Origin of the sequence: Streptomyces sp. NPDC051018 (assembly GCF_044456085.1) — a bacterium.
In the GTDB taxonomy this organism is placed as follows: Bacteria; Actinomycetota; Actinomycetes; order Streptomycetales; family Streptomycetaceae; genus Streptomyces.
In genome coordinates this window covers 69,897-84,613 of record NZ_JBITFN010000013.1, presented here as the reverse complement: position 1 = coordinate 84,613, position 14,717 = coordinate 69,897, and the positions used below count along the sequence as shown (strand labels likewise).

Genomic DNA, 14,717 nt, shown 5'->3' with positions numbered 1-14,717 from the left:
ATCATCCACTTCCGGAAAGCACGCCGGCACCGGTGAGGAAGTCCAGGTGCCTGCGCAGCATTCGCTCGTTGGCCGGGGGGAACGCCACCCCCGCCTCGGCCGCGGCGGCCCAGGTGCGGGAGCAGTCGAACCGCGGGTGCGGGCGGGGGCGTTCGGGCAGGGAGAAGGCGAGCGGGGCGAAGGGCCCGGCCGGATCGGCGAGCATCCGCTCCCGCCATACGTGGTACGGCACCACCTCGGCCGGGTGACCGGTGGAGGTGAGGGCGGCGGCGACGGCGGCACGGGTGAGGCCGCCGTCGCCGTGGTAGTGGTGGTCCCGGCAGAGGTGGTCCGGGGCCTGTGAGAGCGCGACGATCGCTGCGGCCACCGTGTCCACGGGCACCATGTCCAGCACGTCGGCGGTGTCCGGGACGGCGCCCACGGCGACGCATCCGGCGAGCCAGCGGCTGAACGCGGAGCCCGGGTCGGCGGCGCCGGTGGCCGTGTCGCCGACGATGGCCGCGATGCGGTGGATCGAGACGGACAGGCCGTGGCCGCGGGCGGCGCCGGCCATGGCGTCGGCCACCCATTTGCTGAGGTCGTAGCCGCTGGTGAGGCCGCTCGGGTCGGTGGGAGCGTCGGCCTCGGTGACGACGCGGCCGACGTAGGCGTCACCGAGGAAGACGCCGAGGGTGGAGATCAGGTGCAGCGGGGCGCCGCTGTCGCCGGCCAGGCGCAGGAGTGCGGCGGTGGCGTCGATGTGGGCGGGTTTGAGGGCGTGGTAGGACGTGGCGAAGTGCGGTACGGCGGCGTTGTGGTAGATCGCGTCCACGGTCGTGAGGGTGTCGTGATCCTCCGTGGACAGACCGAGGCCGGGTGCGGACAGGTCGCCGGGGACCGGGATCACGCGGTCGGTGACCGGCAGCCGGTCGATCGAGCCCTGGCGGACGAGGCAGTGGATCCGGGCGTCGGTCCGGGCCAGGAGCTGGTCGAGGAGATGGCGGCCGAGGAAGCCGGTGGCGCCGGTGAGCAGGATCCGGCGCGGCGTGGCCGCCGGGGGGACGCCGGGCGGGTGGCCGGTACGGAGACGGATGTCGGGCGGGGGGACGGCGTCGGCGCGCAACCGGTCGACCGTGGGCAGGTCCGCCGGGCCACCGTCGTCGATGGCTGCCGCGAACGCCGCCACGGTGGAGGCGGTGAACAGTGTGCGCATCGGCACGGTGACGCCGAGGCGGTCGCGGACGGCGGCGAGGACGTGGGCGGCGATGAGCGAGTGCCCGCCGATGGCGAAGAAGTCCGCGGTGCGGTCCAGTTCCACGTCGGACCGGTCGAGAACGGTGGCCCAGATGGCGGCGACGGCCCGCTCGGTGGCGGTCCGGGGCGGATCCGCCGGGGCAGTGTGGTCGGCGGGGTTGGCGGGGGGTTCGGGGAGGGCGGTGCTGTCGACCTTGCCGGTGCTTGTGGTGGGAAGGGTGTCGAGGACGACCACGGTGTCCGGCACGAGATGCGCGGGCAGGCGGTCGGCGCAGAAGGCGCGCAGGACGGGAGCGTCCGGGACGGCGGCCCGCGAGTCGGGGGTGGTCGGATCGGGTGCGTTCGGGGTGGGTGTGGTCGGGGCCGGGGCGCCGACGTAGCCGATGAGGCGGTCGCCCCTGGCCACCACCACGGCCTCCGTGACGGCCGGGTGCGCGGCGAGTACGGCCGCCACCTCCCCCGGCTCCACCCGGTTGCCGCGGATCTTGATCTGGTCGTCGGCCCGGCCGACGAAGTCGAGTGTGCCGTGCGGGCTGAGCCGGGCGAGGTCGCCGGTCCGGTACATACGGGCGCCTGGGTGGGCGCCGTACGGGTCGGCCGGGAACGCCGCGGCGGTCGCGGCCGGGTTCCCCCGGTACCCCCGGGCGGGCGCCAGCCCTCCGATGTAGACCTCACCGACCACGCCGACGGGCACCCGGCGCAGAGCCCGGTCGAGGAGGTGGACGCGGACGTTCGGCAGCGGGCGGCCGATCGGCAGCCGGGTGGGGTGCTCGCGGCCGTCGACGGTGCGATGGCTGGTCGCGCAGACGGTGGCTTCCGTCGGGCCGTAGTGGTTGTGGAGGGGAACGCCGTGCTTCGCCCACGCGCGGACGGTCCCCGCCGGGACGATGTCGCCGCCGACCATCATGATCTCCAACGGGAGGCGTTCCCCGGCGAGATCGGCCACCCAGCGCTGCCAGAGGGGAGCCGCCGTGTCCACCGCGGACAGCCGGTGCTCGACGCAGAGCCCGAGGAGGTCCCGCCCGGTGAGGCTGCCCGGGTCGGGGTGGATGACCAGGGTGGCCCCGGCCGCGAGCACCGGGAAGATGTCGCCGAACGCGGCGTCGAAGTGCGGGGGCGGGACCATGAGGAGGCGGTGCGCGGCGGTGAGGCCGTGTTCGGCGATGAACGCGGTGGTGAGGTTGAGGAGAGTGTCGTGCTGGACTTCGACGCCCTTGGGTTCGCCGGTGGAGCCGGAGGTGTGGACGACGTAGGCGAGCTGGGACGGGTGGATGGGCGTGGGTTCGTGGTGGCCGGTGGCCCGGAGGGCGTCGCGGGTCAGGACGGTCTTCGCACCGCAGGCGGTGATCAGGGCGTGTTGGCGGGAGGGCGGCTGGGCGGGGTCGATGGGGATGAAGCAGCCGCCCGCCTTGAGCACGCCGAGGATCGCGATGATCGCGTCGGCGCTGGACGGGATGGTGATCGCGACCGGGTCCTCGCTCCGGATGCCGGCCTCGCGCAGCTGGCGGGCGACGGCTGAGGATCTCCGGTCCAGGTCGCGGTAGGTGAGGGGCGTGGCGGCGAGGTCGAGGACGGCGGTGGCGTCAGGGGTCCGGGCGGTCTGGGCCGCGATCAGGTCCACCACCGTCGTGGCGGCCGGTCGGGTGTGGACGGCCGGGCCGGTGGACGGCGTGTCCGGTCCACCGGGGGAGCCTGGATCGGACCGGGTGCCGAGGGCGGTGTGGACGGCGCTGTCGGCCGGGGACAACAGGTCCAGGTGGGACAGCGGAAGACCGGGGTGGCGGACCACGGCCTCCATGACCGCCAGCACCTGGTCGGCGATCCCGGTGATCGTGTCCGCCCCGTACCGGTCGGTGCGGTAGTCGATGAGGGCGGGCCAGTCGTCCTCGCGTTCCCTGATGTGGAGGGTGAGGTCGAAACGGCTGGTGGCGCGGTCGATCGGCAGCGGGGTGGTGGTCAGGCCGGTGAAGGTGACGGGGGCCGTCTCGCGGTTGAGGACCAGCATGGTCCGGAACAGGGGGTGGTCCTCCCGTGGGGTGGGGACCGTGGTGAGGATGTCGGCCAGGGAGACGTCGGCGTGGTCCATCGCGTCGGCCACCACCCCGGCGGCGTCGGCGAGCAGGTCGCGGGGGGTGGCTCGGCGGTTCGTGCGGAGCCGGAGCGGGAGCGTCGTGACGAACATGCCGATCACGTCGTCCCACCCGGTCGGGCGGGTGCCGACCGGGGCGCCGACGACGAGGTCGTCACCACCGTCCCGGGTGGCGGAGACGATGGCGAAGACGGCGAGGAGACCGGCGAAGGTGGTGGCCCGCTCGCCCCGGCACCAGGCGGCGAAGCGGCGGGCGAGCCCGGCCGGGACGGTGAACCGGTGGGTGGCACCGGGGACGGCGCCCATGCGGCGGGGGTGGGCCGGGTCCGGGCCGGATTCCGGGTGCGGCGATCCGCCCGTCGTGGGGGTCGGGGCCGTGCCGTACGGGTGGTCCGGCGGGGGTCCGGAGGCAGGCGGGGCGTCGCGGAGTGCTTCGGCCCAGAACTCGGTGGTCCGCTGCTGTGGACCCACGGCCGCCGGCGCGGGGACCGGTGGTCCCGGTGCGCCGGTCCTCGTGCCGGGCGCGGCCCCCGGCCCCTGGACATCCGTGGCAGCGGACAGAGGCGGGGAGATCGGATCCACGGAGGTCAGGGACTTCAGCAGGATCGACATCGAGGTGTCGTCGCAGATGATGTGGTGAGCGGTGACCGTCAGGAGATGGGTCGTGGGGGCGGTTCTGATCAGATGGGCCCGCACCAACGGGCGCCGGGTCAGGTCGAAGGGGTGGTCGGCGTCCCGGGCGGCCAGGCGTTCGGCCTCCGGCCACGGGTCCGCGTGAGCGCTCAGATCGGTGGTACGCCAGGCCCTCGCCCGCAACTCGTCCGTGTAGGGCTCCGCGCTCAGCCGCGGGGTGTCGTCATGGACGACGACCGCCGATCGCAGAACGGGATGGGCGGCCAGGGTGTGGGCGAACCTGGCGCGCAGGTCCGCCTCGTCGAGCGCACCCTCCAACCGGAACGCGGCGTGCACGACGTAGGCGCCGTCGTCCCGGCCCGCCTGGTGGATGATCCACAGTCCGTGCTGCGGGCCGGACAGCCGTGTTGGTGGAGCGGGCACCGGCTCCGGCATGTCTGGGGTGTCTGGGGTGTCCGGGATCTCCGGAGTGTCGGGACTGCCCTGGTCCGCCTTGATCGCGGCGGCCAGGGCGGCGACGGTGGGGTTGGCCAACAGGGTTCTGATCGTCACCTCCACGCCGGCCGACGCCCGGATCTGGGCGACGGCCTTCACCGCCGCCAGGGAATGGCCGCCGGAGAGGAAGAAGTCGTCGTCGCGGTTCACCGGGCGACCCAGCAGGCCCGCGAAGATCTCCGCGATCGCGGTCTCCAGACCCCGGTGGGGATCAGCGGCGGCGACATCCGCCGCCGGTGGGGGCAGAGCGCGTACGTTCAGCTTTCCGGAGCTGGTCAGCGGGAACGCGTCCACGGACACCATCGCCGACGGCACCAGATAGGCGGGAAGGACACGGCTCAGCCGCTCCCGCACCCTCCGCCAGCCGGGCCGCCCGGCGGCCGGGATCACATAGGCCACCAGGCGGTCACCGTCACCGGCCACGCGGGCGTCGGCGACCTCCGGATCCGCCCGCAGCGCCGCCTCCACCTCGGCCGGTTCCACCCGGTGACCACGCACCTTGAGCTGCGCGTCCACCCGCCCTACGAACTCCACGACACCGCCCGGCCGGCGCCGCGCCAGATCGCCCGTCGCGTACATGCGCGCGCCGGGGACCGGCGAGAACGGGTCGGCGACGAACCTCGTCGCCGTCCGGCCGGGCGCGCCGAGATAGCCGCGCGCCAGCGGGAAACCACCCAGGTACACCTCACCGACCACGTCGTCGTCGACCGGGCGCAGGCCCGCGTTCAGCAGATACACGCCCACGCCGTCGAGCGGGCCGCCGATGCCGAACCGGCTGCCCTGGCGCACCCGCTCGGCGGTCGACCAGATCGTCGTCTCGGTCGGGCCGTACGTGTTCCACAGCTCGGCCCCGCCCAGCGACCCGGCCAGCTCCGGCGTCAGCACCTCCCCGATCGACACCCGGACCCGCACGCACTCCGGCACGCCCCCGGCCGCCACCAGCACCGCCCACACCGACGGGGTGACCTGGACGACCGTGACCGCCTCGGCCGTCAGACGCCGCGCCAGCGCGGGACCGTCCACGACGATCTCCGGCGGTACCGGCGCCACCCGGGCGCCCACCGTCAGCGGCCCCACCAGTTCCCACACCGAGATGTCGAAGGCCGGGGAGATCACGGCCGCCACCACGTCCCCGGCGCCCAGCCCCACCAACGCCGTCGACCGGGCCAGCATCCCGGCCACCGCGCGGTGCGGCACGCCCACCGCCTTCGGGCGGCCGGTCGACCCGGACGTGTGGAACACGTACGCCAGTGACTCGGGTGCGATGCCGGGATCGACGCGCTCGAACTCCTCCGGCAGGTCCGGGATCTCGGTCAGCACGACGCGGGCGGCCTCGGTGACGGCCCGGCGCCTCGGCTCGGGCCACGACGGTTCCACCGGCACGTACACCGCGCCCGCCCGCCAGATCCCGAGGATTGCCACCACCAGGTCCGTGCCGCGCGGCAGGTCCACCGCGACCCACGCCTCCGGCCCGGCGCCCTTCGCCCGCAGCACCGAGGCCAGCGCCGCCGAACGGCGGTCCAGTTCGGCGTAGGACAACTCACCCACCGCGAGGCCGTCCGCGCCGAACCGGATCAGCTCCAGCACGGTCGACGGCGCCGGAGCACCGCCCGGCCCGGCGACCGGCGCGGCCACCACCGAAGGCTCCGCCGTCAATGCGGTCAGTGCCGACAACCGGCGATCGGGGTCGGCGCACGCACGGTCCAGCAAGGCCAGCAGCCGCCCGGCGAGGCCGTCGACCGTCGCACCGTCGAACAGGTCCGTGTCGTGCTCGGTGACCACGGCCATCTCCGCGCCGCCGGACTCCACCATCATGGTGAGGTCGACCTTGGCCGTGCCCGTGTCCGGCAGCATCCGGTCGGCCCGCACGCCGGGGAGCACGACCTCGGGCGGGTCCTGCATCACGAGGTGCGCCTGGCACAGCGGAGCGTGGCTCGGGTCGCGGGAGGCGCCGACCGCCTCGACAATCCGGTCGAACGGGACGTCCGCGCCGCCCAGTCCCGCCGCGACCGCGCGGCGGACCCGGGCCACCAGCTCGCGGAACGTCGGATCGCCGCCGATCCCCACCCGCAACGGCACCGGGTTCACAAACATTCCGACGACGCCGGCGAACTCAGGACCCGGCCGCCCGGACCACAGGGTGGCGACCACCACGTCGTCCTGACCCGCCGTCGTGCCCAGCGTGGCGGCGTACGCGGCCTGAAGCACGACGAACCGGGTGGCGCGCGTGGCGCGGGCGAGCGCGTCGACCCGCGCGGTGAGACTCTCGGGGACGGCGTGGCGGCGCAACTCCCCCCGGAAGGCGCGCATCCTCGGGCGGGGCCGGTCGGTGGGCAGGGTGAGCAGATCCGGCGCACCGTCCAGCTCGGACACCCGTCGGGACGGGTCGTGGCCGACGACGTCCGGCGGCGCTCCGGGATCCGGCAGTGGCCGGGCCGGGTCGGCGTACAGGGCGCTGAGCTCCCCGCACAGCACCGACAGTGACATACCGTCGACGACCGCGTGATGCGTATTGATCACCAGTATGTGGTCGGTCGGCGTGATCCGGCCCAGACGGATCCGGAACAACGGCCCCGTACGCAGGTCGAACGGCTCCCGTGCGGCCCCCGCCGCGAACGCCTCGGCGGCCGCGTCTGCGTCTGCGTCTGCGGATGGCACCGTCCGCACCACGACATCCGCGGCGCCCACCGGACCCACCCGTCCGACGGGCTCGCCGTCGTCCTCGTCGAAGGTGGTGCGCAGCGCCGGGTGCCGGGCCACCACCAGATCCGCCGCGCGCTGGAGCGCGTCCACCGACACGGGACCGGCCAACCGGAACATCGCCGGGTTGTTGTGCAGGGGTGCGCCATCGGCGATCGCATCGAGGAACCACAGCCGCCGGGCCCCGGGCGGGAGCGGGAAGGTCATCGGTACGCTCCCCGGTCTCCGAACCGGCGCCGGTACGCCGCCAGATGCTCCGGGTCGCCCCGCAGGAACGGCGTGTCGGCGGCCACCATGTGCCGCACCGCCAGCAAGGGCAGCGGGCTGCGCATCGGCCGGAAGTCCGCGTTCCACAGCCCGGGCGCGGACGGCGGTCCCGGGTGGAACTCACCGATCATCAGGCCGCGTTCCACGAACCCTGGCTTCAGCTCCCGCTGGGTGCGGTCGATCTCCGCGGGCGTGACGTCCGGCAGCACCACCAGGACCGTCCGGTATCTGGCCTGCGGCCCCTCACGCGGCGGCAGGTCGGGGAACCAGTCGCGGTAGGCGGTCATCACCGCCCGCAGGTCCGGCCGTCCGGGGTGTACGGCGAGGAAGAACCCGCCCCTCTCCAGCGAGACGGCCGTGTACGGGCAGACGTCGCCGCCCCGCCCCAGATCCGGGTGCGGTCGGCACAGGTAGGACCGCGCCCACGCCAGCACCACCTCGGCGGCGGCGGGCAGGTCCGGGTGATCCGGCTCGAACAGTGTGATGTCACCCGCCGGGTGGCTCAGCATCTCCCGCTCCGCTTCCGCCGCGCCGCAGCGAGCAACGCGACCGTGCCGAGCCCGGCGAGTCCACCGAGGAGGCGGTCCTGGCGGCGGGCCCGGGCGAGCGCGTCGCCGTACGGGAGGCTGCTGTGGCTGATCATCGCGTACAGCGTCCGCCACCCCGGTACCAGGCGGCCGAGCGCGAAGTCGATCCGCTTGCGGGCCAGGAACACCGGTGACCGCACCCGGTCGCGCAGCTCCACGAAGTTGCGCGCGGACAACTCGGCGAGCACGTCGGTGTGCGGGCGGCGGCGGGCCTCGAACGCGGCGAGCGCCTCGCCCGGGGCGTGCTCGGCGAGACACGCGTCGAGCACCGCGCAGTCCTCGAACGCGGCGTTCATCCCCTGGCCGTAGAACGGGAACACGGCGTGCGCGGCGTCGCCGACGAGGACGACGCGGTCGTGCTGCCACGGCGCGGTGCGCACCGACACCAGGCTGCCCGGCTCGTGCGCGAGGAACTGTGTGACCAGGTCCGGCACCAGATCGGTCAGATCGCCGAACTCCTCGGCCAGGAACGCCCCGGCCCGCGCCGGGTCGCGCAGCCCCGAGAACCCGGTGTCGCCGTCGAACGGCAGGAACACGGTGCCGGTCAGCGATCCGTCCGGGTTGGGGTGTGCCACCACCAGTCCCCGCCTGCTCGGCCATATGTGCAACGCCTCCGGCCGGTCGACGGCCGGGATGGTGAACTCCCGGTAGCCCCAGTCCAGGTGCGTCTGGTGGAACTCGGCGCGCACCCGGCGGTGCAGGTGCGCGCGTACGGTCGAGTACGCGCCGTCCGCGCCCACGACGAGATCCGCAGAGAACGTCCGGGCCGGGGTCCGCACCTCGCCGCCGGCCAAGCCGGTGACGCGGTGCCCGAACCACAGCCGCACCCGGGGAACCGATTCGGCGGCGTCGAGCAGGGCGATGTTGAGGTCGTGGCGGCGGACCGAGTGCAGCACCTCGGTGTCGTCCGCTCCGTAGGGCTGGTAGGTGACCCGGCCACTGTGGTGGACGATCCGCCCGCGCATGGGAACCGCTGTGGCCAGGGCCTCCTTGAGGAGGCCGATGTCGCGCAACGCCGCCCGTCCGCGTTCGGACAGCCCGACGCTGATCGACGCGGCCTCCGGGCCCCTCGTGTCGCGCGGGTCGCCGCGCCGCTCCACCACGTCCACCCGGTGGCCGCGGCGGGCCAGCCGGATCGCCAGCATGGTTCCGGCCATACCGGCCCCGACGATGACGACGTTCATATCCGGCCCCTGGCTGGGTCCCCCGAGGCCACCGAGGCCCCTGAGGCCACCGGGTCCATCGCGGACAGGGCTTTGGCGAGATCGGCGGGTGTGGAGGCGTCGAACACGGTGGCCACGGACGCGTCCACGGCCAGTTCGACCCGGATCCGGCTGACCAGCGCGGTGGCCATGAGCGAGGTGCCGCCGAGGGCGAAGAAGTCGTCGTCCGGCGCGACCGGATCCACCGACAGCACCTCGGCGAACAACCGGACGAGGTCGTCGGTGAGCCCGCCCGACGCCCGCGGCGCCGGCTCGGCGAACCCGGCCCGGTCCAGTTTTCCGTTGGGGGTCAGCGGGAAGTGCCCGACCACCTCGATCATGTCCGGGACGAGGTGGGCCGGCAGCCGCTCGGCGAGGTACGCGCGCAGGTCCGGCACGCTCGCCCCGCGCGGCACCACATAGCCCACCAGGTAGGCGCCGAGCGGTCCGGAGTGGGCGACGACCGCCGCCCGCGCCACCGCCGGGTGAGCGCCGAGCGCGGCCTCCACCTCGGCCGGTTCGACCCGGTGGCCGCGGATCTTCACCTGATCGTCGGCCCGGCCGAGGAACAGCAGGTCACCGTTCGGCAGCACGCGGACCAGGTCGCCGGTGCGGAACATGCGCGACCCGGGCGGACCCCACGGGTCGGCGACGAACCGCTGCGCGGTCGGCCCGGGGCAGCCCAGATAGCCGCGCGCGACCCCGGCGCCGCCGATGTACAGTTCGCCCTCGGCTGCCGGGGCGCACCTCTCGTCCAGCACCCGCAGTCCGGTGCCGGGGATCGCCGCCCCGATCGGCACCACCGGGCCGCCGGTGAGCGGCGCGCTCATGGTGGCGCACGCGGTCGTCTCGGTCGGTCCGTAGGCATTGATCATCCGGCGGCCGGGGGACCATCGGGCGACGAGGTCCGGGCCCAGCGCCTCCCCCGCGACGATCAGGCAGGCGACCGAGGGCAGCGCCATGTCCGGCTGGGTGGCGAGCGCGCTCGGTGGCATGCACACATGGGTGACGCCGTGCTCGGCGACGAACCGGGCGAACGGTTCGCCGGGCGGAAGGCCCTCGGGCGGCGCGAGAACGAGCGTGGCCCCGGTGAGCAGCGCCATGCACAGGTCGGCGACGGCCACGTCGAAACCGACCGACGCGTACTGCAGCACCCGGGCACCCGGTCCGGCACCGAAGCGTTCCCGTTGCGCCGCGACGAGATGGGCGATCCCCGCATGGGGAACGACCACGCCCTTGGGCTTTCCGGTCGAGCCGGAGGTGTAGATGACGTAGGCGGCGCACGCCGGATCGGTGTCCGCCACCGGGGCGGCGGACACCGCCGCGGCCTCCAGCGCCCGCAGCTCCCCCGGCGTCAGCACCAGGGCGGGACGGGCGTCGTCGAGCACGGCGGCGACCCGGTCCGGCGGTTGGGCGGAGTCGACCGGCAGGTACGCGGCCCCCGCGGCGAGCACGGCGACGACGGCCACCACCATGTCCGCGCCGCGCGGGATCGCGACGGCGACGATGTCGTCCGGCCCGACCCCACGGTCCCGCAGCGCGCCCGCCACCGCGGAGGCGCGGGCGTCGAGCTCACCGTAGGAGAGCGTGCCGTCAGCGGCGACGACCGCGATCGACTCGGGGGCCCGGGCGACCTGGCGCCGGAACATCCCCACCATCGTCTCGGCCGGCAAGGGATTCACCGTATCCACCGGTGAGAGATTCACCGTATCTAATCGCGTGTCCACTGCGGTTTCACACTCCGTGACCCACGGAAATCTATTAGGGGAACGAGGGGAACTCTGTCTCATGACGCGGATCGGTGTCAACGCGGATGGTGTCAACGAGTTCGACGAGGTTTTTATCCCGGCGCTCACCCGATGCGCCGACCGCAATGGCAATGATGAGAACTTGTTCATGGAAATTCCGTCCCGCCGGGCTGTTCGGCGCCATAACCTCGCCAGTATCTTGTAGCCGCTTCCCGAGCCCTGATCAGTTACGCGCTGCCGGGCGTGACCACGTCGTGCTCGGAAATGGGTTGGCCATCTGGAGGAGTTCGGATGAGCGGGACATCGCTGGGTACGCGAATGAGGGACACTCCCCCGACGTTCGTGCCGGTCGACCAGGTGAACGAAACGCGTCTGGTGCGGGTCGCCGGCTCCAGTCCCGACCACGTGAGCGCGCTCGCGCAGTGCCCGGACGACCTCCCGCCGATCCTCGTGCACCGGCCGACCATGCAGGTGATCGATGGTGTGCACCGCCTGCGCGCCGCCAAGCTGCGCGGGGACGCCACCATCGGTGTGCGGTTCGTCGACGGCACCGAGGAGGACGCGTTCATACTGGCCGTGAGCGTCAACGTGAGCCAGGGGCTGCCGCTGACGCTGGCCGACCGCACCGCCGCCGCCGCCCGGATCCTCTCGTCGCATCCGCACCTTTCGGACCGCCTGATCGCGTCGACCGCCGGATTGTCCACCAAGACGGTGGCCGCGATCCGGCAGTGTTCAACCGGGGAAATGACTCAGTTGAACACCCGCCTCGGCCGGGACGGGAAAGTGCGGCCACTCGATGCCTCCCATGGACGCACGATTGCGAGTCGGGCGATTTCGAACAATCCAGATCTTTCGTTGCGGGAGATCGCCCGAATCGCCGGAATATCGGTCGGCACCGCCCGGGATGTCCGGGAAAGAATGCGCCGCGGTGAGGATCCCGTTCCGCCGCGGCATCGCCTTTCCTCCGGACACCGCTCGGGAAACACGAAAAATACAGAAAACAACGCAGCGGGCAACGACACCCGCGGTCCCAGCGGCACGCCCCGCGCCGAACGGGGCCGGTTCCTGCTCGCGCTGCGCGCCGATCCGTCGTTGCGGTTCTCCGAGACCGGCCGCGCGCTCCTGCGGCTGCTCGACGCCAACACCCTCGACGCCGCGCAGTGGGACCGCCTCGCCGCCGCCGTCCCCCAGCGCTGGTCACCCGTCGTTGCCGACCTCGCCACGGACTGCGCGGCCGACTGGTCGTCGCTCGCCTGCCGGGTCCGCGACCAGGTCCGCGTCAGCGCGTGAGTCCGGCGCGCACGCCACGGCGATCGCCGCCGCCATCTCGACCACCGCGAACAGCGCGACCACCGGAAGCAGCGACGACGAACCGCCGGTGATCGCGACCGCGACCAGCGGCCAGAAGCTGGAGATCGTGACGCCCACCTGGTAGGTCACGGCGATCGCGGAGAACCGCACCATGGTCGGGAACAGGTCCACCAGGAACGCCGCCAGACCACCGTAGATCGCGCCGTGCGCGATGGTCAGCGCGGGGATGAACACCAGGGCGACCAGCGTCGGATCGCCCGAGGACAGCCAGGCGCCCGCCGGGACCAGCGCCACCACCGCGACCGCGTAGCCGAAGATCATGACCCGCCGGCGGCCGAACCGATCGGACAGCGCGCCGAACACCGGCAGTGTCACGCACTCTCCCAGGGCCGCGATGATCAGCCCGGTCAGCACGGTCGACCGCACCTCGGGCCCGGCCTTGGCCGCGTGCGCCACCAGGAACACGGTGAACATCGCGATCACCGACCCGGTGCCGAGCGACGCGAGAATGCCGATCACCACACGGCGCGGCCACCGCCGCAGCACCATGATCACCGGCACCCGGGCGGCGCGGTTCTCCGCCCGGGCACGCATGAACTCCGGTGTCTCCTCGACCCCCAGCCGGACCCAGATACCGATGCCGACCAGAACGATCGATGCGAGGAACGGCAGCCGCCACCCCCAGGTCAGGAAGTCCTCCTCGGGCAGCTTGGAGATCAGCACGAAGGTCAGGTTGCTGCCGAACAACGCCACCGCGAAGCCCATCGCGGGCCAGCTGCTGAAGAAGCCCCGGCGTCCGGGCGGGCCGTGTTCGGTGCTGAGCAGCACCGCGCTTCCCCATTCGCCGCCGATGCCGATGCCCTGCGCGACGCGCAACGTCACCAACAGGACCGGCGCGAGGACACCGGCCGTGTCATAGGTGGGCAGCAGGCCGACGCCGAAGGTGGCGATGCCCATGACGAGGAGCGTCCACACCATCATCGACTTGCGGCCCACCCGGTCGCCGAAGTGGCCGAACAGCAGGCCGCCCAGCGGGCGCGCGACGAACCCCGCCGCGTAGGTGGCGAACGACGCGAGCACACCGCCGGCGGCGGACGATCCCGGGAAGAACAGCGGGCCGAACACCAGCGCGGACGCCGTCGCGTACAGATAGAAGTCGTACCACTCGATGGCGGTGCCGATCGTGCTCGCGATCAGCACGCGGCGGGCCGAACGAGGCGCCGAGGTCACCCCCGGTCTCACGCGTCCTCATCGGATACGAGGACCCGCCCGCCGAGCTCGTGGGGATCGGCGGCGAGGTCGTAGGCCCACACCTGCCGCCCGTCCGCCTCCCAGATCACCTTCCGCGCGTCCGCCCGCACCGCGTGCAGCGCCTTCAGGTCCGGGTACTCGTCCGAGGCGGCGGCCCGCTCCTCGGGGAAGTAGGTCTCCGAGTACGCCTCGCGGGACGCCCCGGTGCCGTCCGCGAAGAACTCGGTCAGCGAGGCACCGTCCGACGACCGCGGGTCCAGCCCGAGATGGTCGAGCACCGTCGGCATGATGTCGACCAGCCGCACCTGGCTGTCCACGCTCATCCCCACCGGCACCCCGGGGCCGCTGATGATCAACGGCACATGCTGGGTCGCGTCGAACAGCAGGCAGCCGTGGCCCTCCTCGTACGGGTGGCCGAGGTCGCCGGCGTGGTCGTTGGGGTACCACCCGGCCAGGTCCTCGCCGTGATCGGAGAAACACACCACCAGCATCGATTCGATGTCATGGCCCATCTCGGCGATGCGGCGCAGCAGGAGCTGGACGTAGTGGTCGGTGTAGGCGACCTCGCCTTCGTACGGGTTCGCCACCTCGACGCCGACGTCCTCCGGCGGCTCGTACGGCCAGTGCGCGTCGAAGAAGTGCGCGAACAGGAAGAACGGGCCGGTGCCGTCCAGCGACTCGAGCCAGCTGGTGGCGCGTTCGACCACCAGCGGCGCGCGCTTGAGCGCCAGCCCGCGCAGCTTCACATCGCCGACCGACAGCGGGTCCCGGCCGTCCGGCAGCAGCGGGATCTCGTCGTCGTAGAATCCGAACCCGCGGTCCATCCCGTACCACTTGTTCATGCCGGGGCAGGACACCACCGCGCCGGTCGTGTACCCGGCCTCCGACAGGCACTCCGCCAGCGTCGGCACCCGCTTGTCCAGCGCTTCGCGGAACAGGTGCCTGACCCCGTGGCGGGGCGGCTGGAGCCCGGTGAACACCGTGGCGTGGCTGACCGGCGTCAGGGGGCACGACGAGATCGCCTGAGTGAAGCTGACCCCGCTCGCGCGCAGCCGCTCCACGCCGGGGTACTTCCCCGAGTAGGCCACGTCGGCGCGCACGGTGTCCAGGGAGATGAACAGGATGTTCGGCTGTGTGGTCACCGGGATTCCTCTGTATTCCTCTGTCGACGCCAGCGGCCCCGAAGGCTAGCAACGGGCTC

General features: G+C 73.0%; 7 protein-coding genes. 1 reads left to right on the top strand and 6 read right to left on the bottom strand.

From position 1 onward, the window contains the following. Nucleotide 1 precedes the first annotated feature (1 nt). Genes ACIBCM_RS22590 through ACIBCM_RS22575 form a run of 4 tightly spaced genes read right to left on the bottom strand, consistent with a single transcriptional unit; the run spans nucleotide 2 to nucleotide 10,864 of the window. A complete protein-coding gene (locus tag ACIBCM_RS22590) occupies nucleotides 2-7,357 on the bottom strand; it encodes an amino acid adenylation domain-containing protein (protein WP_399245873.1) in 7,356 nt (2,451 codons plus the stop codon). Beyond that, on the bottom strand, nucleotides 7,354-7,926 hold the full coding sequence (locus ACIBCM_RS22585; protein ID WP_399245871.1) for a DUF6875 domain-containing protein: 573 nt from the start codon (nucleotides 7,924-7,926) through the stop codon (nucleotides 7,354-7,356). The genes ACIBCM_RS22590 and ACIBCM_RS22585 overlap by 4 nt, the downstream gene beginning before the upstream one ends. After that, nucleotides 7,920-9,188: an FAD-dependent oxidoreductase gene (locus ACIBCM_RS22580; protein WP_399245869.1), complete on the bottom strand. Its 1,269-nt coding sequence runs from the start codon at nucleotides 9,186-9,188 to the stop codon at nucleotides 7,920-7,922. Before ACIBCM_RS22580 ends, ACIBCM_RS22585 begins: the two co-directional genes overlap by 7 nt. Next, nucleotides 9,185-10,864, bottom strand: coding sequence for a non-ribosomal peptide synthetase (locus ACIBCM_RS22575; RefSeq protein WP_399246088.1), 1,680 nt, complete (start codon nucleotides 10,862-10,864; stop codon nucleotides 9,185-9,187). The genes ACIBCM_RS22580 and ACIBCM_RS22575 overlap by 4 nt, the downstream gene beginning before the upstream one ends. A gap of 381 nt (nucleotides 10,865-11,245) precedes the next feature. Between ACIBCM_RS22575 and ACIBCM_RS22570 the strand changes: the two genes are divergently transcribed. After that, nucleotides 11,246-12,244 (top strand): ParB N-terminal domain-containing protein, encoded by a 999-nt coding sequence (locus ACIBCM_RS22570; protein ID WP_399245867.1) that lies wholly within the window; start codon nucleotides 11,246-11,248, stop codon nucleotides 12,242-12,244. On the opposite strand, the gene ACIBCM_RS22565 is transcribed toward ACIBCM_RS22570, so the two are convergent. Further along, the gene (locus ACIBCM_RS22565; RefSeq protein WP_399245865.1) at nucleotides 12,152-13,507 is read right to left on the bottom strand and encodes an MFS transporter; all 1,356 of its coding nucleotides are present in this window, start codon (nucleotides 13,505-13,507) and stop codon (nucleotides 12,152-12,154) included. The genes ACIBCM_RS22570 and ACIBCM_RS22565 overlap by 93 nt on opposite strands. Further along, the gene (locus tag ACIBCM_RS22560) at nucleotides 13,504-14,658 is read right to left on the bottom strand and encodes a sulfatase (protein WP_399245863.1); all 1,155 of its coding nucleotides are present in this window, start codon (nucleotides 14,656-14,658) and stop codon (nucleotides 13,504-13,506) included. Before ACIBCM_RS22560 ends, ACIBCM_RS22565 begins: the two co-directional genes overlap by 4 nt. Between the last annotated feature and the right edge of the window lie 59 nt (nucleotides 14,659-14,717).

What these genes read in the sequence shown, in the direction of transcription:
- ACIBCM_RS22590 (WP_399245873.1), bottom strand. Translation starts at nt 7,357, where the DNA reads ATGACCTTCCCGCTCCCGCCCGGGGCCCGGCGGCTGTGGTTCCTCGAT.
- ACIBCM_RS22580 (WP_399245869.1), bottom strand. Translation starts at nt 9,188, where the DNA reads ATGAACGTCGTCATCGTCGGGGCCGGTATGGCCGGAACCATGCTGGCG.
- ACIBCM_RS22575 (WP_399246088.1), bottom strand. Translation starts at nt 10,864, where the DNA reads ATGGTGGGGATGTTCCGGCGCCAGGTCGCCCGGGCCCCCGAGTCGATC.
- ACIBCM_RS22570 (WP_399245867.1), top strand. Translation starts at nt 11,246, where the DNA reads ATGAGCGGGACATCGCTGGGTACGCGAATGAGGGACACTCCCCCGACG.
- ACIBCM_RS22585 (WP_399245871.1), bottom strand. Translation starts at nt 7,926, where the DNA reads ATGCTGAGCCACCCGGCGGGTGACATCACACTGTTCGAGCCGGATCAC.